Genomic DNA, 26,991 nt, shown 5'->3' on the forward strand with positions numbered 1-26,991 from the left:
GATTGTCGCAGCCTGTGCAGACGGCGACGGCCGGGGCCCGCTGGCCCCGGCCGTCGTCTCGTGCACACCGCTCAGGCGCGCGGCTTCTCCCGCATCTCGAAGGTCTCGATGATGTCGCCGACCTGGACGTTGTTGAAACCGGCCAGCGTCAGACCACACTCGAAGCCCTCGCGGACCTCCGTCGCGTCATCCTTGAACCGCTTGAGGGAGCTGATCGTGAGGTTGTCCGCCACGACCGCACCGTCCCGCAGCAGCCGCGCCTTGGCGTTGCGGCGGATGACACCGGACCGGACGATACAACCGGAGATGTTGCCGATCTTGGACGAGCGGAAGACGTCGCGGATCTCCGCGCTCCCCAGCTCGACCTCCTCGTACTCCGGCTTGAGCAGGCCCTTGAGTGCGGCGTCGATCTCCTCGATGGCCTGGTAGATGACCGTGTAGTACCGGATCTCCACGCCCTCGCGGTCGGCGATCTCGCGGACCTTGTTGGCGGCCCGCACGTTGAAGCCGATGATCGTGACCGCCTCGGACGAGGCGCTCGCGAGCATGACGTCGCTCTCGGTGATCGCACCCACGCCCCGGTGGATGATCCGCAGCTGGACCTCCTCCGGGATGTCGAGGTTGAACAGCGCGTCCTCGAGGGCCTCCACGGAACCGGAGCCGTCGCCCTTGAGCACCAGGTTGAGCGAGGTCTTCTCGCCCTCCTTGAGCTGCTCCATGAGCGTCTCGAGGGTGGCCCGGCCACGGGAGTTGGCGAACGCCGCCGCCCGCCGCCGCGCCTGGCGCTGCTCGGCGATCTGCCGCACGGTCCGGTCGTCCTCGGCGGCCAGGAAGGTGTCACCCGCACCCGGCACCGTGGTCAGACCCAGCACCATGACCGGACGCGACGGACCGGCCTCGTCGACCGGCTTGCCGTTCTCGTCCAGCATGGCCCGGACCCGGCCGTGCGCCCCACCGGCGACGATCGAGTCGCCCGCCCGCAGGGTGCCCTTCTGCACCAGCACGGTCGCCACCGAACCGCGGCCCTTGTCCAGGTGCGCCTCGATCGCGACACCCTGAGCCGGCCCGTCGATCGGAGCGGTCAGCTCCAGCGACGCGTCGGCGGTCAGCAGCACGGCCTCGAGCAGGTCCTCGATGCCGATGCCGGGCTTCGCCGCGACGTTGACGAACATGGTGTCGCCGCCGTACTCCTCGGCGACCAGGCCGTACTCGGTCAGCTGCTGGCGGACCTTGTCCGGGTTGGCCTCCGGCTTGTCGACCTTGTTGACCGCAACCACGATCGGCACGTCCGCCGCCTTGGCGTGGTTGAGCGCCTCGACGGTCTGCGGCATCACGCCGTCGTCGGCCGCCACCACCAGGATCACGATGTCCGTCACCTGGGCACCACGGGCACGCATGGCGGTGAACGCCTCGTGACCCGGGGTGTCGATGAAGGTCACCGCGCGGTCCTCGCCCTCGTGCGGGACGTGGACCTGGTACGCGCCGATGTGCTGGGTGATGCCACCCGCCTCGCCGGCCACCACGTTCGCCTTGCGGATCGCGTCGAGCAGCTTGGTCTTACCGTGGTCGACGTGACCCATGACGGTCACCACCGGCGCACGGCTGACCAGGCGGTCCTCCGACACCTCCGCGTCGAGGTCGATGTTGAACTGCGCGAGCAGCTCGCGGTCCTCGTCCTCCGGGCTGACGATCTGCACGTCGAAGCCGAGGTGCTCACCCAGCAGCAGCAGGGTGTCGTCGGAGCACGACTGGGTCGCGGTCACCATCTCGCCCAGGTTGAACATCTCCTGGACCAGCGAACCCGGGTTGGCGTTGATCTTGTCGGCGAAGTCCGACAGCGAGGCGCCACGGGACAACCGGACGACCTGACCCTGGCCCCGGGGCGCGCCCGAGGACATGGTCGGGGCCGACAGGTTGTCGAACTCCTGTCTGCGCTGCTTCTTCGACTTACGACCACGGGTCGGCCGGCCACCCGGACGCCCGAAGGCACCCGCGGCGCCGCCGCCACGGCCACGACCGCCACCACCCGGACGACCGGCGCCACCGGCCGGGGCACCCGGACGGAAGCCACCACCGGCACCGGCACCGGCACCACCGCCGCCACCGGGACCGCCGCGGTAGCCGCCGCCACCGCCGCCGCCACCACCGGGACCGCCGCGGTAGCCGCCGCCACCGCCGCCGCCACCACCGGGACCGCCGCGGAAACCGCCGCCACCACCGGGGCGACCGGCACCGCCACCACCGGGACGACCCGCGCCGGGGCCGCCGGGGCGACCCGGGCGCTGGCTCGGCATGGAGGCCGGGCTGGGCCGCGGCGGCATCGAGGCCGGGCTGGGCCGCGGCGGCATCGAGGCCGGGCTCGGCCGGGGACCGCCCGCACCGGCGGCCGGGGGCCGCTGCTGCTGACCGCCCTGGATGCCGAACGGGTTGTTGCCGGCACCGCGCGCCGGCGGACGACCGCCGGGCCGCGCGCCCGGACCCGGGGTCGGCGCACCGGGACGACCGGCGGCCGGGGCACCCGGACGGGACGGCATGGCGCCCGGACCCGGACGCGGGCCGGGACGGGGGCCACCCTCGGTCGGGGGCTCCCGGCGAACGTTCTCACGCTGCTGCTGGCGGGCGGCCTGGGCGGCCTTGACCGCGGCCTCCTGCTCAGCCTTCAGCGCGGCGGCACGCGCCTCGGCGGCGGCCACCTCGATGTCGTGCGCGCTCGCCGGCTTGGCCACCGGCTGCGGCGGACCCGGAACCGGACCCTTGGGCTTCGGCCCAGGGGTCGGGGTCGGCCGCCGCGGCGGCATGGGCTTGGCCGACACCCGGGGAGCACCCGGGGTCGGGGACGGGGTCGGGGTGGGCGCCGGGGTGGGCGCGGCCGCCGGCGGGGCGGCCGGCGCCGGCGAACCGGCGGACGCCACGAACGCGCTACGCAGCCGTCGGGCGACGGGCGCCTCGACGGTGCTGGACGCGGACTTCACGAACTCGCCCATCTCCTTGAGCTTGGCGAGAACGGTCTTGCTTTCGACCCCGAGCTCCTTGGCGAGCTCGTGTACGCGGGCCTTTCCTGCCACTGCACTCCTCACTCCGAGGTCGTGCGGGCAGCACCCGCAGCGACCTCACTCGTGCACTTGAAGCCTGGTCATTTCTGCGACTTCATCGTGTGCTCATGTCGGTCGTCCTACCTTGCTAGCGACCCGCGACCGGTCGGGTTGACCGGTCGTCGGGGATGGCGCGTCAACGTGCTCCGCCAGCGCCCCGTGGTCGATGACCCCGGTGATGCGCAGTGCCCGCCCGAAGGCGCGGCGCCGCACCGCTTGCGCGAAGCAGGCCGGATCCGGGTGCATGTTCGCTCCCCGACCCGGCAGTCTGCGGGCCGGATCGGGCCGGAGGCTGAAGTGATCAGCCTCGTCACCAACCGCGACGATCCGCAGCAACTCGCTGGCCGGCGCTCGTTTCCGGCAGCCCACACAGGTGCGCTCCGGCAGCGCGCGTCGTGCCACTGGAGGAAGTCTACCCCTAGCTGCTCGAGATCGCGCCGCCCGGCTCGGGTACGTGATCAGCTCCGCTCCGGCCACCGGCGCCGGCCTGCTCCGCATCGGAACGGATGTCGATCCGCCAACCGGTCAACCGGGCCGCAAGTCGGGCATTCTGCCCCTCCCGGCCGATCGCGAGCGAGAGCTGGAAGTCCGGCACGGTCACCCGGGCGGTCCGGCTGGCCAGGTCGACGACCTCGACCCGCAGCGCCTTGGCCGGCGAGAGCGCGTTGCCGACGAAGGTGGCCGGGTCGTCCGACCAGTCGATGATGTCGATCTTCTCACCGTGCAGCTCGCTCATCACCGCGCGGACCCGCTGACCCATCGGGCCGATGCAGGCGCCCTTGGCGTTGACGCCCGGCACGGTCGAGCGGACCGCGATCTTCGTACGGTGACCTGCCTCACGGGCGATCGCGCTGATCTCCACCGTGCCGTCGGCGATCTCCGGCACCTCCAGCGCGAAGAGCTTCTTCACCAGCGCGGGGTGCGACCGGGACAACGTGATCTGCGGGCCGCGCATTCCCTTGGCCACGTGCACGACGACGCAGCGGATCCGCTCGCCGTGCTGCGGGTCCTCGCCGGGGACCTGCTCGGACTGGGGCAGGACGCCCTCCAGCTTGCCCAGGTCGACGGTGATGATGCCCTTCTCCTTGCGGGCCTCGTGCGCCTGCACCACGCCGGTGACCAGGTCACCGTCGCGGCCCGCGTACTCGCCGAAGTGCACCTCGTCGGTGGCCTCCCGCAGCCGCTGGAGGATCACCTGCTTGGCCGTCATGGCCGCGATCCGGCCGAAGTCGTGCGGGGTGTCGTCCCACTCCCGCACCACCGTGCCGTCCGCGTCGAGCTCCTGGGCGTACACCGAGGCGGCCCCGGTCTTGCGGTCGATCTCCACCCGGGCGTGTGGCTCGGCGCCCTCGGTGTGCCGGTAGGCGGTCAGCAGCGCGGTCTCGATAGCCGCGAGGATCGTGTCGAACGGGATCTCCCGCTCGCGCTCCAGTGCGCGCAGCGCCGCGAGGTCGATGTTCACCTCTCCTCGTCCTCCACATCATCTTCGTCGTCAATGTCGTCGATGTCCTCGCCGGCCTCGTCGTCGGCCAGCTCGTCCAGGCGGCTGAACTCCACCTGGACCCGGCCCGGGCCCAGCTCGGCGTACGGGTGTGCCGCGCGGCCGGCGTCGCTTTCCAGCACCACGCGCTCGTCGTCGGCCTCGACCACCCGGCCGGTGAGCTGGCGGTCCCCGATCGTCCGCTGCTCGGGCACGCCGGCCGCGCCGCGCACGGTCACCTTGACCAGCCGGCCGACGTTGCGCCGCCAGTGCCGGGGCAGGGTGAGCGGCCGGTCCACGCCCGGCGAGCTGACCTCGAGCTGGTACTCGCCGGCGACGATGTCGCCGGCGGCCTCCTCCGCCGCGTCGAGCGCGGCGGAGACCGCCCGCGAGACGTCCGCGACGGCGTCCAGGTTGATCCCGCCGTCGGCGTCCACGATCACGCGTACCACGTGCCGGCGGCCGGCCCGGGAGACGGAGAGATCCTCCAGGTCGTACCCGGCGGCGGTGACCACCGGCTCGATGACCTCACGCAGCCGGGCGCGGCGGGCGTTCAGATCGCCGCGAGGCGCGCCGCCCCGGTCCCCCCCACGGGGGCCGTCGGCCCGGCGGGGTCGCCCGGAGGGCCCCGTCGGCCTGGTGGCACGGCCACGCTGCGTCATCTGGCGCACCCTTCCCTGTCCGACGGGCCGTTCGGCCCGCCATGCCGGCACGCCACCGGGGCGGATGCGCCCGGTGGCTGCGCAGAGCGTAACGCGCGCGCCGGGCGACGGACCCGGCGGCGCACCGACGCCACTGGCCCACAAGCCGGCGGAGATGGTGTTGACTTGTCCGGGTGGGGACAGGCAGAACGACGCAACGCACGGCGGCACCCGGGCATTCCCGGCGAAAGCTGCTGCGCGCTGGGACGCTGGTGGCGCTGGGCGGCGCCGCCGTACCGCTGACCGGCTGTGAGCTTTTCGACGGCGACAAGCCGAAGCCGCCGGACCCCCTGGAGCCGCTCGCGGCGGAGGCCGCCGACCTGGCGGGCCGGTATCGGGCAGCCATCGCCGCCGCCTCGACGCTGGCCGACCGGCTCACCCCGATCGCCGGCGCCCACCAGGCGCACGCCGACGAGCTGCGCCGGGTGATCGGCCGTCCCGCCCCGTCCGGCACGCCCGCCGCCAGCCCGACGGTGGCGGCCACCGACCCGGACGGGCTGCTGGCCGAGCTGCGCCAGGCGGAACAGCAGGCCCGGGAGAATGCCGCGAAGGCATGTGCCGCCGCGCCGGCCGAGCGGGCCGCGGTGCTCGGTTCGGTCGCCGCCGCGCGGGCGACGCACCTGGAGGCGCTGAAGTGACACCGCGTACCGCACCGGCCGGGCCGACCCAGGCCCTGACCGACGCGCTGGCCGCCGAGTACGCCGCCATCTGGGCGTACGGGGTGATCGGCGTGCACCTCACCGAGGCGGCCCGCACCGCCGCCCGCTCCGCCGAGGCGGCCCACCGGACCCGCCGGGACGCCCTCATCCTCCAGCTCAACGACAGCGGCGCCCAGGTCCCCGCCGACCAGGCCGGCTACGCCCTGCCCTACCCGGTGACCGACAGGGCCAGCGCGCTGAAGCTGGCGGTCGAGATCGAGGAGCGGACGGCCGGCCACTGGCGGGCGGCCCTGCCGCACACCACCGGCACCGACCGGAACAAGGCCCTGGCGGCGCTGACCGACTGCGCGGTCCGGGCCACCCGCTGGCGGCGTACCGCGAAGGTGACCCCGATCACCGTCCCGTTCCCCGGCCGGCCGTCCTGAGCCGAGGTTTCAGTCACCCCGCGCATCTCCCCGGTTGCGGGTCGCATACCAGGTATGCATACTCCTCGCCATGTCCATCCGTCACGGCCTGCTCGCCCTGCTCGAACGCGGCCAGATGTACGGCTACCAGTTGCGCGCGGCGTTCGAGGAGTCGACCGGCTCGACCTGGCCGCTGAACATCGGGCAGGTCTACACCACCCTCTCGCGCCTGGAACGCGACGGCCTGGTCCGCTCGCTGCCGGAGAGCGAGAGCGGGCAGCGGCCGTACGAGATCACCCACGCCGGGCGGGCGGACCTGGCGCTCTGGTTCGCCACCCCGATCAGCCCCGCCGACCGGCCCCGGGACGAGCTGTCGATCAAGCTGGCCCTGGCGCTCACCACCCCCGGGGTGGACGTCCGCTCGGTGGTGCAGACCCAGCGCAGCGCGACCATGCGGGCGTTGCAGGAGTTGACCCGGTTGAAGTACGCCAGCGACAAGCCGGAGGACCTGCCCTGGCGGCTGGTGCTGGACGCCATGATCTTCCAGGCCGAGGCGGAGATCCGCTGGCTCGACCACTGCGAGACCAGCCTGGTCCGCTACCGCCCCGCCCCGAGCCGGCCGGCTCCGCACGTCGATGCGGCGGACCGGGCCGACGAGGAGGCCCGGCGGTGAGCCGGGGCCCGGGCCGATGAGGAGACCGGTGGTGAGCCGCGGCCCGGCCCGCCGGGAGAAAGGCCGGTGAGCGCGAGGAGCGAGCCGGTTTCGCGAGCCCCGCGGTCGCGAACGGAGGTGACTCGGTGAGCGAGGTGCTGGAGCTACGGGACGTACGCCGCACCCACGGCGCCGGCGAGGCGGTCGTGCACGCCCTGCGCGGGGTGAGCCTGACCGTCCGGGCCGGCGAACTGGTGGCGGTGATGGGCCCGTCGGGTTCGGGCAAGTCGACGCTGCTGGCCCTCGCCGGCGGGCTGGACCGCCCCAGCGGCGGCGAGGTGCTGGTCGAGGGGGAGGCGCTCGGCGGGCTCGCCGCGCGCGAGCTGGCCCGGCTGCGTCGCCGCCGGATCGGGTACGTCTTCCAGGACCTGAACCTGCTCGGCAGCCTCACCGCGGTGGAGAACGTGGCGCTGCCCCTGGAACTGGACGGCGCCGGTGTCCGGGCCGCCCGGAAGGCCGCCCTGGCCGCGCTCGCCGAGGTGGGCGTCGCCGGGCTGGCCGACCGGTTCCCCGACCAGATGTCCGGCGGCCAGCAGCAGCGGGTGGCGATCGCCCGGGCGTTGGTCGGCGAACGCCGGCTGGTCCTCGCGGACGAGCCCACGGGGGCGCTCGACTCACAGGCCGGCGAGGCGGTGCTGCACCTGCTGCGCCGCCGGGTGGACGCCGGGGCGGCGGGGGTGCTGGTGACCCACGAGGCGCGGCACGCCGGCTGGGCCGATCGGGTGGTGTTCCTGCGGGACGGGGTGCTGGTGGACTCGACGGCACCGCTGGCCGGCGTCGAACAGCTGCTCGCCGGCAGCGGGCGGTGAGCCGGGGCCGGTTGTCCGTCACGGTCGGTTCGTGGCGGACGGCGCTGCGCATCGCCCGCCGCGAGGCCCGCCGGGCGCGCGGGCGTACCGCCCTGGTGCTGGCGATGATCGCACTGCCGGTGCTGGCGCTGAGCTTCGCCGCCGCGACCTGGGACATGGCGCAGCTCACCCCGGCGGAACGGCTGGACCGCCAGCTCGGCGCGGCCGACGCCGAGCTGCGCTGGCCGGACGTGAACGCGGTGGAGCAGGACGCCTGGGGCGAGAACTCCTGGCCGGCCGGGAACGAACCGGTGCCCCGGGCCCGCCCGGTGACCGCCGACGAGATCCGCGCGCTGCTGCCCGCCGGCAGCCGGGTCACCACGCTGCGGCGCTGGGTTCCGTTCGAGGCACGGATCGACCGCCAGGTCGTCGCGTTGGACGCGCGGGCCGTCGACCTGACCGATCCACTCACCCGTCCCCTCGCGGCGCTGCGCGCCGGCCGCCGGCCGGCCACGCCGGACGAGATCGCGGTCAGCCCGGCCGCGCTGCGCCGGCTGGGCGTACGCCTCAGCGAGGCGATCCGCACGACGGACGGCGCGAGCTACACCGTGGTCGGGGTCGTGGAGTTCCCGGACAACCTGCGCGAGGTGGTGGCGCTGCGCCCGGAGGCGCCGCCCGGGCGGGTGCCCCCGTCCGAAGAGAGCTGGTTGGTGGGCCTGCCCGGCCCGGTGGACCGTGGTGGACCGGCTCAACGCGCGCGGCATCGTGATGGCCGCCCGGGCCCCGCTGCCCGGACGCGAGGAGACCGTCGTCGGCCCGGGACTGCCCGACCCGGAGCAGGCGGGCAACGCGCTGCTGATCGGCGGCCTCGGCCTGCTGGAGGTGGTGCTGTTGGTCGGCCCGGCCTTCGCGGTCGCCGTACGCCGGCGCCGGCGGGACCTGGCCCTGGTGGCGGTCGCCGGCGGGGACGCCGCACACCTGCGCCGGATCGTGCTCGCCGACGGCGTGGTGCTCGGCGCGGGCGGGGCCGCCCTTGGGCTGTTGCTCGGGGTCGGTGCCGCGATCGCCGCCCGACCGGTCGTCGAGCAGCACCTGATCTTCGCCCGCCTCGGCGGGTACCGGGTCTACCCCGCGGCCCTGGCCGCGATCGCCGCGGTGGCGGTGCTGGCCGGGTTGCTCGCCGCGCTGGCCCCGGCCTGGACGGCCGCCCGGCAGGACGTGGTGGCCGGCCTCGCCGGCCGACGCAACCCGCCCCGGCACCGCCGCCGCTGGCTGGTGCTCGGGGGGCTGCTCACCGGGGCCGGCGCCGGCCTCGCCGCGCTGGGTGCCACCCGGGCCAGCCCGCCGGTGGTCCTGGCCGGGCTGACCCTAGGCGAACTGGGCCTGGTGTTCGGCACCCCGACGCTGATCGGGCTGCTCGCCCGGGCGGGACGGTTGCTGCCGCTGACGCCCCGGCTGGCGCTGCGCGACGCCAGCCGTAACCGTTCCTCGGCCGCGCCGGCCATCTCGGCGGTGATGGCGGCGGTCGCCGGCAGCGTGGCCATCGGGGTCAACCTGGCCAGCGACGAAGCCCGGCAGCGCGCGCAGTGGCAGCCCGGCCTCCCGCCGGGGCGGGTGCTGCTCATGGACACCGGCGCGCTGGAAGGCACCCCGCTGCCGCCGGCCGACGAGGTCGCACAGCGGGTCCGCGCCGTGCTGCCGGACGCCACGGTCGTCCCGCTCGACGGCACCGGGTGCGCGCGGCCGGCGTCCCCGGAGGACTACTGCGTCACGAACGCCGTGCTGCCGCCGGAGCGGCGCTGCCCGTACGAACCGGGCGAGGCCGTCACCGCCGCCGCTCGCGCCGAGGCCCGGGCCGACCCCCGCTGCGTACGGCCCTTCCGTGATCCGACCAGCTTCTACCTGCCCGCGGTCGTCGACGACGGCACCGCGCTGGCCGCGCTCACCGGCGCGCCGGCCGAGGAGGTCGCCGCCGCGACCCGGGTGCTGCGGGCGGGCGGGGTGGTGGTCACCGACCCCCGGCCGGTGCTGGACGGCCGGGTGACGGTCGCCGCGACCCACGGCGCCGGTGGCTCGGCGACGAGCGTCACACTGCCCGGGTACCTGCTGCGCGGCGGGCTCCCCGTCGACCGGCTCGTCCTCTCCCCGCAGGCCGCGGCCGCGGTCGGCCTCGTCGGCACCCGGCTCGGTTACCTGGCCGATCCGCCGACACCGCCCACCGCCGACCAGCAGCGGCGGCTCGCCGCGGAGCTGTCCCCGTGGGCCCGGCTGTCCGTGCACGTGGAGGACGGGCCGCCGAGCCCGGACCAGCGGCCGCTGCTGCTCCTGCTGGCGGTCGCCTCCGGTGTGATCACCGTGGGCGCGGCCGGGGTGGCCACCGGCCTCGCCGCCGCCGAGGGCCGCCGGGACCTGTCCACCCTCGCCGCGGTCGGCGCCGATCCCCGGGTACGCCGGATGCTGTCACTCTGGCAGGCCGGGGTGATCGCCGGGCTCGGCTCGGCGCTGGGGATCCTGGCCGGCCTCGGCTCGGCGGCCATCATCCTGGCCTCCCTCAACCGGCGGTACGCGCAGGCATGGCCGGCCGAGGAGCCGTTTCCGCTGGTGGTGCCCGGCCTGACCCTCGCCGTACTGGTGGTGGTGCCGCTCGTGGCCATGCTCGGCGCCGGGCTGCTCACCCGCTCCCGGCTCCCGCTGGAACGCCGCCTGGATTGAAGGAAGGGCCCCCTGTTAACGCCTCGCGTTGTACCGGGGGCCCCTGCTAACACGTGGCTCGGGCCTCGGGTCCGAGCGGGGTCCGAGGTGGATTCACGGCCCGGGTGTCGCCGGGGGCGCCCGGCAGGCAGACTGGGCGGGTGACCGCCCTGCGCGCCCTCGCTCGTCGCCTCGGCCACCGGAAGTGGTTCGCCGCCGTCCTGCGCCTGCTCGTCCCGGCCGACCGGCTGGTCGGCCGCCTGACCAAGGGGCGGGTGGTCGCCCTCGGGCTGGTGCCGTCCCTGATCATCACCACCACCGGCCGCCGCTCGGGCAAGCCGCGGAGCAATCCCCTGCTGTACGTCCCGGACGGCGACGCGTACGTGGTGATCGGGTCGAACTGGGGGCAGCGGCAGCAGCCCTCCTGGTCGCTGAACCTCCTCGCCCAGCCCGCTGCCGAGGTCGACGTCGACGGACGCCGGATCCCGGTGCGCGCCGAACTGGTCGGCGGCGACGAGCGGGAACGACTGTTCGAGCGGCTGGTCGCCGAGTGGCCGGCCTACCGGACGTACGTGGCGCGGGCCGGCGACCGCGAGGTGCAGGTCTTCCGCCTGGTCCCGGTCGGCGAGCCACGCCCGCCGGCCTGATCCGCGCCCGGCGGAGTCGACCTCGTCCGGGTACGCCGGCCGGCGCCCATCGTGGCCGGAACCGCGTCGCCCTGGTGGTCGGGCCACGCCGGGCACCGCCGTCCGCCGGGCACCATCAACGGCGACACCGTCCACCCGTCCCCGTCCAGCGTGGACAAGGGGCCTACTCCGTCGACAGTTGGGGCTTCGACGACGACGTCACCAAGGTCTTGCTGTCCGACTCCCTGAGCAGGCCACGGTCGCGCAGGAAATGAACCAGGACGTGGAGGTCGTCCGACGCCAGGCCGGTTATCGGCACCGGAAAGACCTGGAACAGGTTGATTTTGAACAGGAGCTGTCCAGGGATCGGTACCACCCGGTTGAGCGCCGCCCACCGGATCGTCGAGTCCAGCAACTCGTTGTGGGTGTGCACTCCGTCGTCGGTGAACTCCCAGACCGTCGGGATGCCGTAGATCCGCCAGCTTGCCCGCACGCCCAGCCAGGTCAGGAACGCCGGCGCGGCCCAGAAGATGACGGCTCCACCGACGACGTGCAGCGCGGCCCTGGCTCCCGCGCCGAGAACCAGGTAGATCAGGGCGAGTAGCCAGAAGATCACCCCGCCGACCCGGAAGATGAGCAGCTGACCTCGCTGAGCGTGGCGGAGAGCTGCCGCCAGCCGCCGACGGTCGGGCTGGATCTCGGTTCGAATGTGCATGGCCGCAGAGACTACCGGCCGCGGGGCGGGAGGCTTCGGGGCCGGCAGCCCGGCGGGACGGTGCCGGCTGCGGGGGCCGGGTCGCTCAGCGAGCCAGCCGGGCCAGCCTCGGGCGTGGCGGCCCGGCGCGTCGTGGTCCCCTGCCTAGAGTGGTGGACGGCCGACGTCATGTGCCGGACCGCTGACTGACGGCCCGCCCGCGAATGGAGGTCGGCATGGACGCCAGCGGCGCCGACGTGGAGACCGCCCGGTACCTGGACGATCCCCGGTGGCGGGTCGCCGAACGGGTGCGCGACGGCGCGCTGCGGCGGTTCCCGGCCGACGTACTCGCCGTCGCGGTGCACGGCCCCCTCGCCCACGGTGACGACGACGGCGGCGGAGACGGCGAGGTGGGGCTGCTGCTGGCCACGTACCGGCCGGGCAGTGGGCCGTCGCCGGCCACCCGACGGGTGGACGGGGTGCTGGTCGACCTCACCGTGGCCGGCGCCGACGACTACCTGCGGCAGGCCCAGACGATCACCTCGCTGTGGCCGCTCACCGCCGACCGGTACGTCACTACCCGTACGCTGCACGACCCGACCGGCTGGCTGCGTACGCTGCGCGACGAGCACCTGGCCCGGCTGGCCCGGGCCCGGCCGGCCGAGTTCAGCGCCGCCGCCCGGCAGGCGTGGTACCGGGGCAGCGCGGCGCACGCTCGGGCGCTCCGGCTGGCCGAGTGGTACGAGACTGACCAGGCGCTGCTGATGCTCGGCGAGGCGCGGCTGGCCGCGGCCACGGTGCAGGGGCTGCTCACCCGCACCTACTTCCGCGACCCGGGGGACGCGGTACGGCGTACCGGCCTGGCCGGCGCGGACATGACCGAGGTGGGCACGGTGCTGGCCCGCCAGGCCGAGGAACTGGCCGCCCGGGGCCGCCCGGTCGACGGCAGCGTCGAGGACCTCCTCACCACCTGACGCCGCACGGTCGGCGTTGGCGAGGGGCCCCTGCTAGGCCGTGGGCGTCAACAGGGGCCCTTCCTCTCATCCCACGCCGGAGACGCCGATGAGGGTGCCGACGAAGTACGTTGCGGTGGCGGCCAGTCCGCCGAGCAGGAGCTGCCGCAGGCCGCTGGACCACCAGGGGCGGTAGGTGAACCGGGCGACGATCGCGCCGGCCACGAAGAGCCCCACCCCGCCGACGCCGAGCGCCAGCCAGAGGCTGGTGAAGCCGAGCAGGTAGGTCAGCAGCGGCACCAGCGCGCCGACCGAGAAGCAGAGGAACGAGGAGATCGCCGCCGCCCACGGGCTGGGCTGCTCGTCGGGGTCGACGCCCAGCTCCTCGCGGACGTGCATCCGCAGCGCCTCTTCCGGGTTGTGCCGGACCGCGTTGGCCACCTGCATGGCCAGGTCCCGGGGCAGCCCGCGGGCGACCCACGCCTCGGCCAGCTCGCGGGCCTCCGCCTCGGGGTGCCGTTCCAGCTCACGCCGTTCCTTGGCCACCTCGGCGGCCACCTGCTCGTTGGCCGACCGGACGCTGGTGTACTCCCCCAGCCCCATCGAGATGGCCCCGGCGACCAGCCCGGCGGCGCCGGTGAGCACGATGCTGCGCGGCGAGACGCCACCGCCGCCGACGCCGGCGATCAGGGCGATGTTGGTGACCAGGCCGTCCATCGCGCCGAACACGGCCGGCCGCAGCCAGCCGCCGGACACGTCCGCGTGGTGCGCCTCACGCAGCGCTGCCGGGGTGTCGGTCACGGCAGGGTCAGGATCTCGTAGCCGTCGTCGGTGACGAGGACGGTGTGCTCGAACTGGGCCGTCCACTTGCGGTCCTTGGTGACCACCGTCCAGCCGTCGTCCCACATGTCGTACTGGTAGGTGCCGAGGGTGATCATCGGCTCGATGGTGAACGTCATGCCCGGCTCCATCACGTCGGTGGGGCGCGGGCTGTCGTAGTGCGGCACGTAGAGGCCGCTGTGGAAGGCCTCGCCGATCCCGTGGCCGGTGAAGTCGCGGACCACGCCGTAGCCGAACCGCTTGGCGTACGACTCGATGACCCGGCCGATCACGTTGATCTGCCGGCCCGGGGCGACCGCCTTGATGCCGCGCATCATCGCCTCGTGGGTCCGCTCGACCAGCAGGCGGGCCTCCTCGGTCACCTCGCCCACGCAGAACGTGGCGTCGGTGTCCCCGTGCACCCCGCCGATGTACGCGGTGACGTCGACGTTGATGATGTCGCCGTCCTGGAGCACCGTCGAATCCGGGATGCCGTGGCAGATCACCTCGTTGAGGCTGGTGCAGCAGGACTTCGGGAAGCCCTTGTAGCCCAGCGTCGACGGGTAGGCGCCGTGGTCGCAGAGGAACTCGTGGACCACCTTGTCGATCTCGTCGGTGGTCACCCCCGGCTTGCAGTGCTCACCGGCGAGCTGGGTGGCCTGGGCGGCGAGCCGGCCGGCGATCCGCATCTTCTCGATGGTCTCCGGCGTCTGCACGTGTGAGCCGCGATATTCCTTCGGGCGCTTCTTGCCCACGTACTCGGGGCGCGTGATGTGGGCGGGCACCGCCCGCCACGGGGAGAGCGTGCCAGGGGTCAGCGGCGCACGGACGGTCATGTGAACAGCCTATCGCCGCCCGCCGGGGTGGCCTCCGGCACGGCCCGCCCGGCGGTTGTTGCCGCCGGGCAGGGGCTGTGCCATTGTTGCTGCGTGGATCAAGGGGCCGCACCACCCGTCTTCTCCGCGGTCGCGGAGGCCGACGGTGATCAGCTCCGGGTGGTGGTGACCGGCGAGGTCGACATGGCGACCGCCGACACCATGTACCAGACCGCGCTGCGGGAGCCGGCCCGCCACGTCACGCTCGACCTGCGGGCGGTCACCTTCTTCGACTCGGCCGCGATCCACGCGGTGGTCCGGCTGGCCCAGCGGTTCCCCGGGGCGCTGGCCGTGCTGCCGTCCCGCCAGGTACGCCGGGTGCTGGAGATCTCCGGCCTGGGCGACCAGAGCTGGCTGACGGCCGCCTGAGCTGAGCCGCGCCGGACGCACCTTCCTGGTCGCGGCAGCAGCGCGCATGGTCGTGGCAGCAGCGCGGCTTGCTAGTCGAGGCAGAACTCGTTGCCCTCGGGGTCGGCCATCACGATGTGACCGGCGCCGAGCGGGGGTGCGGGCTCGTGCCGCCTGAGGCGGGTGGCGCCGTGCGCGACGAGCCGCTCGGCCTCCGCCTCCAGAGCCGCCATTCGCGCGTCGCCCCGGAGCCCGGGGGCGGCTCGCACATCGAGGTGCACCCGGTTCTTGGCCTGCTTGTGCTCGGGGACCCGCTGGAAGAACAGCCGCGGCCCGGAGCCGGCGGGGTCGACCACCGCCGAGGCGTCGTTGCGGCTCTCGGGCGGTACGCCCATCGCTTCCAGGGCCTGCTCCCACGACTCGAAGCCCTCGGGCGGACCCTGCAGCTGGTAGCCGAGGGCCTCGGCCCAGAACGCGGCCAACCCGGCCGGGTCGGCGCAGTCGAAGGTGATCTGGACGTCGTGGGCCATCTCAGCTCTCCTCCCGCCGGGGCTGCCGGTCTCGGAGCAGGGCGTTCCAGGTCTGGTCGGTCATGGCTCCATGCTCCCGCAAATAGCGGACAGGATCGTTCCTAGATCTGTGGAACGATGGACGCGTGACCGTGGAGGCGACGACCGAGCGGGTGCTGCGGTTGCTGGCGCTGCTGCAGCGCCGGCCGTCCTGGACCGCCGCCGAGCTCGCCGCCGAGCTGGGGGTGACCGACCGCTCGGTGCGCCGCGACGTGGAGCGGCTGCGCGCGCTCGGCTACCCCGTGCACGCGACAGCGGGCGTCGGCGGCGGCTACCAGCTCGGCGCGGGCGCCCGGCTGCCGCCGCTGCTCCTCGACGACGAGGAGGCGATCGCGACGGCGGTGTCCCTGCGGCTGGCGGCGGGGGGCACGATCGCCGGGGCGGGCGAGGCGGCACTGCGGGCGCTCGCGAAGCTCGATCAGGTGATGCCGCCGCGGCTTCGCGCGGAGGTGCGGGCGGTGCACGGCGCCACCGAGACCCTCGTCGGCCCCGGGGTCGAGATCGACGCGGAGCTGCTGGTGACGCTCGCGCGGGCCTGCCGCGACGCCGTGCGGGTGCGGTTCCGGTACGCCGGCCGCGACGGCGGGGAGCGCGAGCGTACAGCCGAGCCGGTGCGGATGGTCACCACCGGCCGCCGCTGGTACCTGATGGCCCGGGACGTCGACCGCGACGACTGGCGCACCTTCCGGCTGGACCGGATGCACGACGTGGTGGCGACGACCTGGCGCTTCCGCGCGAGGGAGCATCCGGACCCGGTCAGCTACGTGCAGCGGTCCGTGACCGAGACGCCGTACCGGTATCTCGCCCGGGTGCGGGTGCACGCCCGGCCCGACCGGGTACGGGAGCTGGTGCCACCCCAGGTGGGGCGCGTCGAGGACGATCGCGACGGGTGGTGCGTGCTCGTCGTCGGCGGGGAGGACCTGGACTGGCTCGCCGTACACGTGGCCCGGCTGGGCTTCGAGGCGCAGGTGCTGGAGCCTCCGGAGCTGCGGGAGGCCCTCGCCCGGCTCGCCCGCCGCGTAGTGGCGATGGCCGGGGCGGCCGGCTGACGGACCCGGTCAGTCCCGGTCGAAGGCTCGGACCGTACGGAGCAGAAACCCGGGCACTCGCAGGAGTCGAACGGCGCCGACGGCAACGACAGCTTCGTGGCGTCCTGGACCTCGAAGTGCACCGGCAGGCCCTCGCCGGCGGCCTTCGCGTCACCTGCGCTCACCGCAAACCACCAATCAGGACTGGCGACAGACGTCAGTAAGCCGAGCCGTCGGACTGTTGCCGAGGAATCAGCCGACGGCACAGCGTCACCTCGGTGCCCTCGTCGGTCCGGGTCACGGTCAGCTCGCCGAGGGCCTTGATCAGCGCCAACCCGCGACCGCGGAAGCTCGAGCCGGTGGACTGCCGCCACCGGCCGCGGTCCCGCACCGTGGCGGTCACCGTACGGTCCTCGATCGTCACCGTGACGTCGATCACCGGCTCGATCGGGTCGACCGGGTGCTCGATGGCGTTCGCCGCGGCCTCGGAGATCGCCACGGTGAGATCGAACAGGTCGTGCTCGCCGACGCGGTGGGCGACCAGGAAGTCCTCCAGCCGCTTGCGCAGCACGCTGAGCCGGGCCGGGTCGGCGGCCAGCCGCAGTGCGAAACGGTTCGCCTCGGCCGCCTCCAGCGCGAGCACCGCCACGTCGTCGTGCCGGGTACGCCCCGCAACCCGCTCGACCACCGCGTCCACCAGGTCGGCCACGTGCCCGCCCCCGGCGGTCGCGTCCAGCCGGAGCTGTCCGAGCCCGGCGTCGATGCCGAGCCGCCGGTCCTCGATCAGTCCGTCGGTGTAGAGCAGCAGCCGGGCACCGGGAGCCAGCCGGCCCTCGACAGTCTGGTACCGGGTCTGCGGGATCGCCCCGATCGGCGGGCCGAGGGCCCGGTCGTGCAGGAACGCCACGTCGTCGCCGCGGATCAGCAGGGGTGACGGGTGGCCCGCGCTGGCGTACCGCAGCCGGCCGGTGCGAGGCGCGAACCAGAGGCAGAACACGGTGGCGAAGGAGCCGCCCTCGGTGGAGCCGACCAGGCGGTTGAGCCGGGTCAGCGCCTGCCCCGGGTCGAAGCCCTCCAGCACGTACGCCCGCAGCGCGTTGCGGAGCTGCCCCATCGCAGCGGCGGCCCGGACCCCCTTGCCGACCACGTCGCCGATGACCAGCACCAGCTCGTCGTCGGGGGCGCCGATCACGTCGTACCAGTCGCCGCCGACCTCGACGTCGGCGCTGCCCGGCAGGTAGCGGCTGGCCACCACCGCGCCGGGCAGCTGCGGCAGCGTACGCGGCAGCAGGCTGTGCTGGAGGGTGGTGGCGATCCGGTGCTCGGCCTCGTAGAGCTGGGCGTTCTCCAGCCGTACGCCGACCAGCCGGGCCAGCTCGGTCAGCGCCGCCTGCTCGGTGCCGCCACCGTCGCGGTGCCAGACCCGCAGCTCGCCGAGCTGCTCGCCGGTGGTCCCGATCAGCGGCAGCACCACCGACGGCTCGGCGGGCGTGGTGCCGCCGCCGTCCGCCTCGTACCGGGCACCGGTGGCCGTGACCACCGCCCGGGCGGCCTCGGCCAGGCCGAGTGCGTGGCGGGCGGCGACCTGCACCACCTCGGCCGTGGAGCGGGCGGTGTTGATCGCCACGGTCGCGTCGGCGAGGGCCCGCAGCTGACGGATGATCTGGCCGCGCAGCTGCCCCAGCTCGACGTTGGCCCGTACCCGGGCGATCAGCTCCTGGCTGGAGAAGGGCTTCGTCAGGTAGTCGTCGGCACCGACCGACAGCCCGGCGACCTCCTCCGCCGCGCCGGCCCGGGCGGAGAGCAGCACGATCGGCACACCCCGGGTCGCCGGGTCCGCCCGCAGGGCGCTGACCAGCCCGAAGCCGTCCAGCCGGGGCATCATCACGTCGGCCAGCACCAGGTCGAACGGCGCCTCGGCGGCCAGCCGCAACGCCTCCACGCCGTCCGACACGGCGACCACCTCGTACGAGGAGGCGAGCAGCCGGGTGACGTGCTCACGCAGGTCGGCGTTGTCGTCGGCGAGCAGGATCCGGCCCGCCCCGGCCGGCCCGTCGGCCAGCTCCGGCAGGCCCTCGGGCGGCTTCCCCCCGGCGGTCCAGAGCGCCGTCTCGGCGACGTGCAGGCGGGCCTGCTCGGGCTCGCCCAGCGGCTCCGGCGCGTGGGCCACCCGGTCGGCGGGCAGGTGCCCGTGGCCGAACGGGATCGTCACGGTGAACGTGGTGCCCCGGTCGACCACGCTGCGCGCCTCGATCGCGCCGCCGTGCATCTCGACCAGCTCGCGGGTCAGGGCCAGGCCGATGCCGGTGCCCTCGTGGGTACGGGAGCGGACGCCCGGTGCCTGGTGGAACCGCTCGAAGACGTGCCGCAGCTCCTCCGGCGCGATCCCGACGCCGGTGTCGGTCACCGCCAGCACGGCGACGCCGTCGCCGGGGCGTACCTCGACCCGGATCTCGCCCTCGAACGTGAACTTGACCGCGTTCGACACCAGGTTCAGGACGATCTTCTCCCACATGTCCCGGTCGACGTGGACCGGCGCGGGCAGCGGTGGGCAGTCGACCACCAGCCGCAACCCCGCCCGTTCGGTGACCGAGCGGAAGGTGCTGGCCAGCCGGGCGGTGTAGTCGGCCAGGTCGGTGGCCTGGTAGCGGGCGGCGAGCCGGCCGGACTCGAGCCGGGAGAAGTCGAGCACCGTGTTGACCAGCTTGAGCAGCCGCAGCGCGTTGCGGTGCGGCACGGCCAGCCGCTCGGCGTACGCCGCCGGCAGGCCCGGGTCGGCGAGCAGGTCCTCCAGCGGGCCGAGGACCAGGGTGAGCGGGGTGCGGAACTCGTGGCTGACGTTGGCGAAGAAGTTGGTCTTGGTGCGGTCCAGCACGGCCAGCTCGACGGCCCGGGCGCGCTGCTGCTCGTACGCCCGCTGCTTGCCGACCGCTCCGGAGATCTGGGCCGCGACGAGGTCGAGGAAGTTGCGGTATTCGTCGGTGAAGGCGAGCCGGCGGGCGATCCCGACCACCAGCACGCCAGCCGGCTCGTCGGTGGCCGCCAGCGGCAGCACCAGGGCCTGCTCGGCGGCGTCCGGCGGGACCGCACCGAGCAGGTCGGCGACCGAAACCCAGCGGGCGCCGGCCGGAGCATCCCCACCGGGAGCCGCCGGCCCACCCGCGTCCCCACCGGGAGCCACCGGCCCACCCGCGACCAGGCCGGGAGCCGGCGGGCTGCCCGCGAGCACGCCCGGGTCCACCCCGGTCCAGCCGGCCAGCGTCGGTACGCCGTCCTCGTCGGGCAGCCACACCGCGCTGAACGGCACATCCGACTGGTGCGCGTCGAGCACCCGGGCGGCGGCCGCACCCACTTCCCGGACGCTCCGCACGCCGGAGAGCTCGTTGCCCAGCTCGGCCAGGGCACCCAGCCGCCGCTCACCGAGCACCCGGCCGGTGGTCTCGTTGACGAAGCAGATGACGGCGTCGACACTGCCGTCGGCCGCCCGGACCGGGTCGTACGAGACGTCGAAGTAGACAGACTCCAGGAAGCCGTGCCGGTTGAGCAGAAACGGGTGGTCCTCGCCCCGGTACGGCTCGCCGGTGCGGCGTACCCCGTCGAGCAGCGGCCCGAGCACGTCCCAGGTCTCCCGCCACCACTCACGGGCGGGCTGCCCGATCACCGCAGGGTGCTTGTCGCCGATGGTCGGCCGATAGGCGTCGTTGTAGAAGGCCCGGTGGTCCTCGCCCCAGAACATCACGATCTGAGCCCGGGACGAGAGCATCGTGCTCACCGCGTGGCAGAGGGTAGGCGGCCAGGTGTCCGGGGGGCCGAGCGGGGTGGCGGACCAGTCGAAGGCGCGCAGCCGCTCGCCCATCTCGCCGCCCGCGGCGAATGCCGCGGCCAGCAGCGGTGGAAGGTCCCCCTCGCCGGTCCCCGAGGACGGGCGCTGGTCCTCCTCGCCCCCCTGGGCCGAGCCCATGCAGCCTCCTGCTCCGGCCATGTCCACGACGGCCGGCGGAACGCCGCCGGCCGTCCCCGCCTACTACCCCGACGGGGGAGCGACGTAACGCACGCCCGACGATGGACGAGGACTACCTTTGCCTCATCCTCACCCAACCGGCCGCTGGGGGCGAGTCGACCGGCCGGCGGCCCGGACGAGGGCGGCGACCGGGCGGGGATCGGGATCGTTCTCCGGATGCCACTGCACCCCGAGCAGGAAACGGCGATCCTGGTCCTCGACCGCCTCCACCACCCCGTCGTCGGCCCAACCGGTCACGGTCAGGCCGCCCGGGTCGGCCACCGCCTGATGGTGGTACGAGTTGACCCGCTCCACCCCGGCCATCACCGTCGCCGCCAGGCTGTCGGCGGCGAACCGGACCGGATGGGCGCCGTACACCCCGGCGGCCGGGCGGTGGCCGTCGTGGCCGACCACATCCGGCAGGTGCTGGTGCAGTGTGCCGCCGTGGGCGACCGCGAGCAGCTGCATGCCCCGGCACACGCCGAGCACCGGCAGGTCGGCGGCGAGCGCGCCGGCCAACAGGGCCAGCTCGCCGGCGTCCCGGTCCGGCCGGCTCTCGGTGCGCGGGTCGGGCGGCTGGCCGTACCGCTCCGGGCCGACGTCCGCGCCGCCGGCCAGCAGCAGCCCGTCGAGGATCCGCAGCACGTCCACGTCCGTGTCGTCCGGGGGCAGCACCACGGCCCGGCCGCCGGCGGCGGTCACCGCCCGGACGTACGCCTGCGGCACCAGCACCGCCGGCACGTCCCGCCACACCGCCCAGCCGGCCGGCTCGACGTACGCGGTGATCCCGATGATCGGCCGGCTCACAGCGGAGTCACGTAGGCGCCGGTGATCCCGCCGTCCACCACGAACTGCGCGGCGGTCATGAACGAGGCGTCGTCGCTGGCCAGGAAGGCCACCGCGGCGGCGATCTCCGTCGGGTCGCCGAACCGGCCCATCGGCACGTGCACGAGCCGGCGGGCCGCCCGCTCCGGATCCTCGGCGAACAGCTCCAGCAGCAGCGGCGTGGCGACCGGGCCAGGGCAGAGCGCGTTGACCCGGATCCCCTCCCGGGCGAACTGCACGCCCAGCTCCCGGGTCATCGCCAGCACCCCGCCCTTGCTCGCGGTGTACGCGATCTGCGACGTCGCCGCGCCCATCAGCGCGACGAACGAGGCGGTGTTGATGATCGACCCCTTGCCCTGGCGGCGCATGTGCGGGATGACGTACTTGCAGCACAGGTAGACGCTGGTGGTGTTGACCCGCAGCACCCGTTCCCAGGCGTCCAGCCCGGTGTCCAGGATGGAGTCGTCGTCGGGCGGGGAGATGCCGGCGTTGTTGAACGCGACGTCGACCCGGCCGTGCCGCTCGGCCACCCCGTCGAAGAGGTCGCGGACCGACGCCTCGTCGGCCACGTCGCAGGCGACGAACTCGCCGCCCACCTCGTCGGCGGCCCGCTTCCCCGCCTCGGCGTCGATGTCGACGCAGACCACCCGGGCGCCCTCGGCGGCGAACCGCCGTACGGTCGCCAGCCCGATCCCGCTGCCCGCCCCGGTCACCACGGTGACCCGGTCCTGAAGCCGTCCCTGCACTGCGCCTCACTCCCCTGTCGCAATGAACACGTTCTTGACGTCGGTGAAGGCGTGCAGCGCGTCCGGGCCCAGTTCCCGGCCGAGCCCGGAGCGCTTCATCCCGCCGAACGGGGTCCAGTAGCGCACCGAGGAGTGCGAGTTGACGCTGAGGTTGCCCGACTCCACCGCCCGGGCCACCCGGACCGCCCGGCCGACGTCCCGGGTCCAGATCGAGCCGGAGAGGCCGTACTCGGTGTCGTTGGCCAGCCGGATCGCGTCCGCCTCGTCGTCGAAGGGGAGCACCGAGACCACCGGGCCGAAGATCTCCTCGCGCCAGTGCCGGTCGGCCGGGGAGTCGGCGAGCAGCACCGTCGGGGCGTACCAGAAGCCGGGGCCGTCGGGGCGGGAGCCGGTGAAGGCCACCTTCGCCCCGTCGACGTACCCGGTGACCCGGTCCCGGTGTCCGGCGGAGATCAGCGGCCCCATCTCGGCGCTCTCGGCGGCCGGGTCCTCGACCCGGAACGCGCGCACGGCCGGTTCGAGCAGTTCCAGGAAGCGGTCGTACACCGGGCGCTGGACCAGGATCCGGGAGCGTGCGCAGCAGTCCTGGCCGGCGTTGTCGAAGACCGCGTACGGCGCGGTGGCGGCGGCCTGCTCGATGTCGGCGTCGGCGAAGACCAGGTTCGCCGACTTCCCGCCCAGCTCCAGCGTCACCCGCTTCACCTGGGCGGCGCAGCCGGCCATGATCCGGGTACCGACCTCGGTGGAGCCGGTGAAGCAGACCTTGCGGACCGCCGGGTGGGTGACGAACCGCTCCCCCACCACGCTTCCCTTGCCGGGCAGCACGGTGAACACCCCCTCCGGCAGACCGGCTTCCAGGGCCAGCTCGGCCAGCCGCAGCGCGGTGAGCGGGGTCAGCTCGGCCGGCTTGAGCACGACCGTGTTGCCGGCGGCCAGTGCGGGAGCGAAGCCCCAGGCCGCGATGGGCATCGGGAAGTTCCACGGCACGATCACCCCGACCACGCCGAGCGGCTCGTGGAAGGTGACGTCGAGCCCGCCGGCCACCGGGATCTGCCGGCCGGTCAGCCGCTCCGGCGCGCCCGCGTAGTAGTCGAGGACGTCCCGGACGTTGCCCGCCTCCCAGCGGGCGTTGCCGATGGTGTGGCCCGCGTTGCGGACCTCCAGCAGGGCCAGCTCCTCAAGATGCGCGTCCACCACCGCGGCGAACCGCCGCAGCAGCCGCGCCCGGTCCCCCGGCGCCACCGCCCGCCACGACTCGTACGCCCGCGCCGCCCGCTCGACCCCCGCATCGGTCTCGGCGAGCGAGGTGCCCCGCACCTCCCCCAGCACCTCCCCCGTCGCCGGGTTCCGCACCTCACTCACCCCCGCCCCCTCCCCCCCCACCCGCTCGCGATCTTGCAGTAGCTGCCGGAACAAAAACCGCAGGTCGGTACGAAACAGGGGCCGAAAGTGCAAGATCGCCGCAGGTGGGGGCGGGGGGCGGGGTTAGAGGCGTTCGAAGCCACGGGTTAGCTCCCAGTCGGTTACGGCGGCGTCGAAGGCCGCGAGTTCGACGCGGGCCTGGTTGGCGTAGTGGGCGACCACCTCGGGGCCGAAGGCGTCCTTGGCCAGCTCGGAGCACTCCCAGAGGGCCAGGGCGTCGCGCAGTGTCCCGGGCACCCGCTCGGCCGACGCGTCGTCGTACGCGTTGCCGGTGCACTCCTCGCCCAGCGCCAGCTCCCGCTCGATGCCGTGCACGGCGCCGGCGACCAGCGCGGCGATCGCCAGGTACGGGTTGACGTCCGCGCCGGGGGCACGGTTCTCCACCCGCAGGCCCGGGCCGTGCCCGACCAGCCGCAGCGCGCAGGTGCGGTTGTCGGTGCCCCAGCGCAGCGCGGTCGGGGCGAACGAACCCGGCTGGTAGCGCTTGTAGGAGTTGACGTTCGGGGCGGAGAAGAGGCTGAACTCGCGCATGGTGGCGAGCAGCCCGGCCAGCACCCGCTGCCCGGTCACGCTCAGGTGCGCCGGCCCGTCACCGGGCAGGGCGGGGCGGCCGTCGGGGTCGCGCAGCGAGAAGTGGATGTGGCAGGAGCTGCCCTCGCGGGCGTTCGGCTTGGCCATGAAGGTGATCGACATGCCCTCCTGGGCGGCGATCTCCTTCGCCCCGTTCTTGTAGATGACGTGGTGGTCGGCGCAGGCCAACGCCTCGTCGTAGCGGAAGGCGATCTCGTGCTGGCCGAGGTTGCACTCGCCCTTGGCGCTCTCCGGGGTCAGCCCGGCCCCGGCCATCTCGGTGCGGATCCGGCGCAGCAGCGGCTCCACCCGCGCGGTGCCGAGCAGCGAGTAGTCCACGTTGTACTGGTTGGCCGGGGTCAGCTCGCGGTAGCCGCGCCGCCACGCCTCCTCGTACGAGTCGCGGTAGAGCACGAACTCCAGCTCGGTCCCGGCGTACGCGGTGAGCCCGTGCCCGGCCAGCCGGTCGAGCTGCCGGCGCAGGATCTGTCGGGGCGAGGCGACCACCGGGCCGGAGCCGTCCAGCCACTCCAGGTCGGCGAGGAGCATCGCGCTGCCCGGCTGCCACGGCACCCGGCGCAGGGTCGCCAGGTCGGGCTTCATCGCGAAGTCGCCGTAGCCGCGGGCCCAGCTCGACATCGCGTACCCGTCGACGGTGTTCATGTCCACGTCGACGGCGAGCAGGTAGTTGCAGCCCTCGCTGCCGTGCGCGACCACCTGGTCGAGGAAGTAGGGCGCGTGGAACCGTTTGCCCTGCAGCCGCCCCTGCATGTCGGTCAGGGCCAGCACCACGGTGTCGATCTCGCCGTCGTCGACCGCGACCCGGAGCTGTTCCAGCGTGAGCGGGGCTGTCCTCATCGGTGCGCCTCCATGGGAAAGGTCTACGCGCAGAACGGATCACCGTCAATGCTGCTTCCGGACGCGATCGACCGGCCCCTGCCGGTTCGGGTGTCACGCCCGTCAGTCGCGGGCCCGAGCCCAGGCGATGAAACGGCGGTGCAGGTCCGGGGCATGATCCGGGTTGAGCTGGGCGAGCTGCGACGTCCGCCTCGTACCGCCCAGCGTCAAGCGACGTACCCGGACCGTGTACCGGAAGGGCGCGGGCGACCACACGGCGGTGGCCGCAAGCGTCGCGGCACTCCAGACCGCCGCCTCGAACACGCCTGACGAGCTGGCCCGTCACTCCTCAGGGAGCTGATCGCAGCGGCCCGGTGACCGTCACGTGACCGGCTCGCCCACGGGGGCGACGCTGGTCACCCCCAGGCCCGCAGTCTCGGGCAGCACGACTGTTGCGCCTTCGTAGCGCATGCCCCCGGTCACGGCGCCACGCTCAAGCCACCAGACCGCGTCCAGGTCGCTGACCACGCTGGTGCCGTACGCCGCGACGAGGCTGGCGGCCGCCCCGACGCCGATCTCGGTCTCCAGCATGGATCCGACCATGGTGGCCATCTGCTGGGCTTCGGCGAGTTCCAGCAGGGTGCGGGCCGGCCGGAGTCCACCGGATTTGGCCAATTTGACGTTCACCATGTCGGCCGCCCGGCGGCGGATCACCTCGACCAGATCGGCGACGCCGAAGACCGCCTCGTCGGCCATGATCGGGGTTTCGACCCGGTCGCTGACCCACGCCAGGCCCTCGATGTCCCGGTGGTGCACGGGCTGTTCGACGAACGCCACGCCGGCACCCGACTCCTCCAGCGCGCGGATGACCCGTACCGCCTCACGGGGGGTCCACCCTTGGTTGGCATCGAGTCGGATCTCGACATCGGGGCCGGCCGCCGCCCGGACCGCTGCGACCCGGGCCACGTCACCGTTGGCGTCGGTCCCCACCTTCACCTTCAGCACCCGGTAGCCCTCCCCGACCCGTTGCACGGCGGCATCAGCCAGACCGTCGGCGTCACCGGCGGAGACCGTCACATCGGTCGGCACGGTAAGCCGGGCACCACCGAGCAGGTGGGCCAGCGGCACCCCAAGCCGGCGGGCCGCCAGGTCGTGCAATGCGACGTCGACCGCGGCCTTCGCTGACTCGTTGCCGACCACCGCTGCGGAGACCGATCGGCAGTTCCCGATCAGATCCTCGGCCGCTCGCCCGACCAGCAGCGGTCGGAAGATCTGGGCCACGCACGCCTCGGCACTGGCCAGCGAGGACCCGGTCACCGTCCACACCTCCGGGGCCTCACCGAAGCCTGACCGACCGTCATCGTCAAGAATCTCCACCACGACGGTGGACACGGTCGTCAGCCGAGCGAGCGCGGTCACGAACGGCGTGTGGAGCGGAGCCACGAGACGGTGGGTGCGGATCTCACGGATTTTCACGGGTAATCCCCTCCTGACGGCCCGCCGGGCCTCGACCGGAACCGGCGGCGAGCGCATGGCAAATCGGATGAAAGAGGTACGCATCGCGCGTAACGGTTCTTCGAGTGCGCCCAGCGGAAGATCGCAGCGTGCGCCACAACGGAATCGAAGGTACGGAATGCCTGCGGCACGCTAGGTTCTGTCTTGCGGATCAAGGTCGGAGCCTGAACGGATCGCGGCAACGGTGACGGTACGTGATAGGCGTAGTCGCGTTTGTCGTACCGCCTGGCGAGCAGATCGGGTTGCTATGCGGTGGCCCGCCGCGCGTACACCTCTATCTCGATCTTCATCCGGGGGTCGGCGAGACCGCACACGAGCATTGTGGCGGCTGGCCGGACGTCGCCGAAACAGCGGCGCAGGACCGGCCAGCAGGGCTCGAAGTCTTCGCGGTCGGGCAGCAGGTAGCGCACCCGCACCACATCGACGAAGGTGCACTCCGCCTCGGCGAGCGCGGCCTCGATGTTGCGTAGGCACTGCTCGGCCTGCTCCACCACGTCGTCGGAAATCGTCATGGTGGTGTAGTCAAACCCGGTCGTCCCGGACACATGCACCCACTCGCCGTCCACTACGGCACGGGCATAGCCGATCTGCTCCTCGAAGGTCGAGCCGCTGAGGATCGCACGTCGCTCTGACATGT

Annotated in this window: 24 protein-coding genes; 9 read left to right on the forward strand and 15 right to left on the reverse strand. The window is 73.8% G+C overall.

All coding sequences use genetic code 11. The features are described 5' to 3' along the window. Nucleotides 1–71: 71 nt before the first annotated feature. From infB to rimP, 4 genes are all read right to left on the reverse strand, one after another. The gene (gene infB / locus ABZ570_RS07995) at nucleotides 72–3,065 is read right to left on the reverse strand and encodes a translation initiation factor IF-2 (protein ID WP_358058622.1); all 2,994 of its coding nucleotides are present in this window, start codon (nucleotides 3,063–3,065) and stop codon (nucleotides 72–74) included. A gap of 93 nt (nucleotides 3,066–3,158) precedes the next feature. Further along, nucleotides 3,159–3,494, reverse strand: a complete 336-nt coding sequence (locus tag ABZ570_RS08000; RefSeq protein WP_358058625.1) for a YlxR family protein — start codon at nucleotides 3,492–3,494, stop codon at nucleotides 3,159–3,161. Nucleotides 3,495–3,510: 16 nt separating this feature from the next. After that, nucleotides 3,511–4,554, reverse strand: a complete 1,044-nt coding sequence (gene nusA / locus ABZ570_RS08005; protein WP_358058628.1) for a transcription termination factor NusA — start codon at nucleotides 4,552–4,554, stop codon at nucleotides 3,511–3,513. Beyond that, nucleotides 4,551–5,234, reverse strand: a complete 684-nt coding sequence (gene rimP, locus ABZ570_RS08010) for a ribosome maturation factor RimP (protein ID WP_358058631.1) — start codon at nucleotides 5,232–5,234, stop codon at nucleotides 4,551–4,553. The genes nusA and rimP overlap by 4 nt, the downstream gene beginning before the upstream one ends. A 230-nt stretch (nucleotides 5,235–5,464) precedes the next feature. On the opposite strand from rimP, the gene ABZ570_RS08015 reads away from it, so the two are divergent. From ABZ570_RS08015 to ABZ570_RS08040, 6 genes are all read left to right on the forward strand, one after another. Next, the gene (locus ABZ570_RS08015; protein WP_358058806.1) at nucleotides 5,465–5,911 is read left to right on the forward strand and encodes a hypothetical protein; all 447 of its coding nucleotides are present in this window, start codon (nucleotides 5,465–5,467) and stop codon (nucleotides 5,909–5,911) included. Next, nucleotides 5,908–6,357 (forward strand): ferritin-like domain-containing protein, encoded by a 450-nt coding sequence (locus tag ABZ570_RS08020; protein ID WP_358058634.1) that lies wholly within the window; start codon nucleotides 5,908–5,910, stop codon nucleotides 6,355–6,357. The genes ABZ570_RS08015 and ABZ570_RS08020 overlap by 4 nt, the downstream gene beginning before the upstream one ends. Before the next feature lie 70 nt (nucleotides 6,358–6,427). Beyond that, complete coding sequence (locus ABZ570_RS08025) at nucleotides 6,428–7,009, forward strand: PadR family transcriptional regulator (protein ID WP_358058637.1); 582 nt, start codon at nucleotides 6,428–6,430, stop codon at nucleotides 7,007–7,009. Between the two features lie 125 nt (nucleotides 7,010–7,134). Next, complete coding sequence (locus tag ABZ570_RS08030; RefSeq protein ID WP_358058640.1) at nucleotides 7,135–7,857, forward strand: ABC transporter ATP-binding protein; 723 nt, start codon at nucleotides 7,135–7,137, stop codon at nucleotides 7,855–7,857. Between the two features lie 717 nt (nucleotides 7,858–8,574). Beyond that, nucleotides 8,575–10,548 (forward strand): FtsX-like permease family protein, encoded by a 1,974-nt coding sequence (locus tag ABZ570_RS08035; RefSeq protein WP_358058643.1) that lies wholly within the window; start codon nucleotides 8,575–8,577, stop codon nucleotides 10,546–10,548. Between the two features lie 140 nt (nucleotides 10,549–10,688). Beyond that, on the forward strand, nucleotides 10,689–11,174 hold the full coding sequence (locus tag ABZ570_RS08040; RefSeq protein WP_358058646.1) for a nitroreductase/quinone reductase family protein: 486 nt from the start codon (nucleotides 10,689–10,691) through the stop codon (nucleotides 11,172–11,174). A 163-nt stretch (nucleotides 11,175–11,337) separates the two neighbouring features. Here ABZ570_RS08040 and ABZ570_RS08045 read toward each other — a convergent pair whose 3' ends face one another. Further along, nucleotides 11,338–11,868: a YcxB family protein gene (locus tag ABZ570_RS08045; protein WP_358058649.1), complete on the reverse strand. Its 531-nt coding sequence runs from the start codon at nucleotides 11,866–11,868 to the stop codon at nucleotides 11,338–11,340. Between the two features lie 215 nt (nucleotides 11,869–12,083). Here ABZ570_RS08045 and ABZ570_RS08050 point away from each other — a divergent pair, with 215 nt between their 5' ends. Next, on the forward strand, nucleotides 12,084–12,821 hold the full coding sequence (locus tag ABZ570_RS08050) for a nucleotidyltransferase domain-containing protein (RefSeq protein ID WP_358058652.1): 738 nt from the start codon (nucleotides 12,084–12,086) through the stop codon (nucleotides 12,819–12,821). Between the two features lie 66 nt (nucleotides 12,822–12,887). On the opposite strand, the gene ABZ570_RS08055 is transcribed toward ABZ570_RS08050, so the two are convergent. Both ABZ570_RS08055 and map read right to left on the reverse strand, forming a co-directional pair. After that, on the reverse strand, nucleotides 12,888–13,601 hold the full coding sequence (locus ABZ570_RS08055; protein ID WP_358058655.1) for a VIT1/CCC1 transporter family protein: 714 nt from the start codon (nucleotides 13,599–13,601) through the stop codon (nucleotides 12,888–12,890). Beyond that, the gene (map, locus tag ABZ570_RS08060) at nucleotides 13,598–14,455 is read right to left on the reverse strand and encodes a type I methionyl aminopeptidase (RefSeq protein ID WP_358058658.1); all 858 of its coding nucleotides are present in this window, start codon (nucleotides 14,453–14,455) and stop codon (nucleotides 13,598–13,600) included. The genes ABZ570_RS08055 and map overlap by 4 nt, the downstream gene beginning before the upstream one ends. Before the next feature lie 93 nt (nucleotides 14,456–14,548). Here map and ABZ570_RS08065 point away from each other — a divergent pair, with 93 nt between their 5' ends. After that, on the forward strand, nucleotides 14,549–14,863 hold the full coding sequence (locus tag ABZ570_RS08065; protein WP_358058661.1) for an STAS domain-containing protein: 315 nt from the start codon (nucleotides 14,549–14,551) through the stop codon (nucleotides 14,861–14,863). 71 nt (nucleotides 14,864–14,934) lie between these two features. Here the strand turns inward: ABZ570_RS08065 and ABZ570_RS08070 are convergent, their stop codons facing one another. After that, nucleotides 14,935–15,372, reverse strand: a complete 438-nt coding sequence (locus tag ABZ570_RS08070; RefSeq protein WP_358058664.1) for a VOC family protein — start codon at nucleotides 15,370–15,372, stop codon at nucleotides 14,935–14,937. A 125-nt stretch (nucleotides 15,373–15,497) separates the two neighbouring features. Between ABZ570_RS08070 and ABZ570_RS08075 the strand changes: the two genes are divergently transcribed. Then, a complete protein-coding gene (locus ABZ570_RS08075) occupies nucleotides 15,498–16,460 on the forward strand; it encodes a YafY family protein (protein WP_358058667.1) in 963 nt (320 codons plus the stop codon). Between the two features lie 196 nt (nucleotides 16,461–16,656). Here the strand turns inward: ABZ570_RS08075 and ABZ570_RS08080 are convergent, their stop codons facing one another. The 7 genes from ABZ570_RS08080 to ABZ570_RS08110 form a co-directional block, all read right to left on the reverse strand. Continuing rightward, nucleotides 16,657–20,400 carry a SpoIIE family protein phosphatase gene (locus ABZ570_RS08080; RefSeq protein ID WP_358058670.1) on the reverse strand — a complete coding sequence of 1,248 codons (3,744 nt, stop codon included), beginning with the start codon at nucleotides 20,398–20,400 and terminating at the stop codon, nucleotides 16,657–16,659. Nucleotides 20,401–20,529: 129 nt separating this feature from the next. After that, the gene (locus ABZ570_RS08085; RefSeq protein ID WP_358058673.1) at nucleotides 20,530–21,246 is read right to left on the reverse strand and encodes a gamma-glutamyl-gamma-aminobutyrate hydrolase family protein; all 717 of its coding nucleotides are present in this window, start codon (nucleotides 21,244–21,246) and stop codon (nucleotides 20,530–20,532) included. Next, nucleotides 21,243–22,010, reverse strand: a complete 768-nt coding sequence (locus ABZ570_RS08090) for a 3-oxoacyl-ACP reductase (protein WP_358058676.1) — start codon at nucleotides 22,008–22,010, stop codon at nucleotides 21,243–21,245. The genes ABZ570_RS08085 and ABZ570_RS08090 overlap by 4 nt, the downstream gene beginning before the upstream one ends. 6 nt (nucleotides 22,011–22,016) lie before the next feature. Then, nucleotides 22,017–23,372 (reverse strand): aldehyde dehydrogenase family protein, encoded by a 1,356-nt coding sequence (locus tag ABZ570_RS08095; protein ID WP_358058679.1) that lies wholly within the window; start codon nucleotides 23,370–23,372, stop codon nucleotides 22,017–22,019. 123 nt (nucleotides 23,373–23,495) lie between these two features. Then, nucleotides 23,496–24,860: a glutamine synthetase family protein gene (locus ABZ570_RS08100; RefSeq protein ID WP_358058682.1), complete on the reverse strand. Its 1,365-nt coding sequence runs from the start codon at nucleotides 24,858–24,860 to the stop codon at nucleotides 23,496–23,498. Between the two features lie 360 nt (nucleotides 24,861–25,220). After that, nucleotides 25,221–26,399: a dipeptide epimerase gene (locus ABZ570_RS08105; RefSeq protein ID WP_358058685.1), complete on the reverse strand. Its 1,179-nt coding sequence runs from the start codon at nucleotides 26,397–26,399 to the stop codon at nucleotides 25,221–25,223. Between the two features lie 200 nt (nucleotides 26,400–26,599). After that, entirely contained in the window at nucleotides 26,600–26,989 is a 390-nt protein-coding gene (locus ABZ570_RS08110; protein ID WP_358058688.1) for a RidA family protein, read from the reverse strand. Between the last annotated feature and the right edge of the window lie 2 nt (nucleotides 26,990–26,991).

Source organism: Micromonospora sp. NPDC007271, assembly GCF_040634005.1.
In the GTDB taxonomy this organism is placed as follows: domain Bacteria; phylum Actinomycetota; class Actinomycetes; order Mycobacteriales; family Micromonosporaceae; genus Micromonospora.

Bases quoted from the DNA above. Each gene is read 5' to 3' on its own strand.
- ABZ570_RS08100 (WP_358058682.1), bottom strand. From the start codon at position 24,860: ATGAGGACAGCCCCGCTCACGCTGGAACAGCTCCGGGTCGCGGTCGAC.
- ABZ570_RS08025 (WP_358058637.1), top strand. From the start codon at position 6,428: ATGTCCATCCGTCACGGCCTGCTCGCCCTGCTCGAACGCGGCCAGATG.
- ABZ570_RS08050 (WP_358058652.1), top strand. From the start codon at position 12,084: ATGGACGCCAGCGGCGCCGACGTGGAGACCGCCCGGTACCTGGACGAT.
- map (WP_358058658.1), bottom strand. From the start codon at position 14,455: ATGACCGTCCGTGCGCCGCTGACCCCTGGCACGCTCTCCCCGTGGCGG.
- ABZ570_RS08110 (WP_358058688.1), bottom strand. From the start codon at position 26,989: ATGTCAGAGCGACGTGCGATCCTCAGCGGCTCGACCTTCGAGGAGCAG.
- ABZ570_RS08080 (WP_358058670.1), bottom strand. From the start codon at position 20,400: ATGGGCTCGGCCCAGGGGGGCGAGGAGGACCAGCGCCCGTCCTCGGGG.
- ABZ570_RS08070 (WP_358058664.1), bottom strand. From the start codon at position 15,372: ATGGCCCACGACGTCCAGATCACCTTCGACTGCGCCGACCCGGCCGGG.
- ABZ570_RS08105 (WP_358058685.1), bottom strand. From the start codon at position 26,399: ATGCGTACCTCTTTCATCCGATTTGCCATGCGCTCGCCGCCGGTTCCG.
- ABZ570_RS08045 (WP_358058649.1), bottom strand. From the start codon at position 11,868: ATGCACATTCGAACCGAGATCCAGCCCGACCGTCGGCGGCTGGCGGCA.
- rimP (WP_358058631.1), bottom strand. From the start codon at position 5,234: ATGACGCAGCGTGGCCGTGCCACCAGGCCGACGGGGCCCTCCGGGCGA.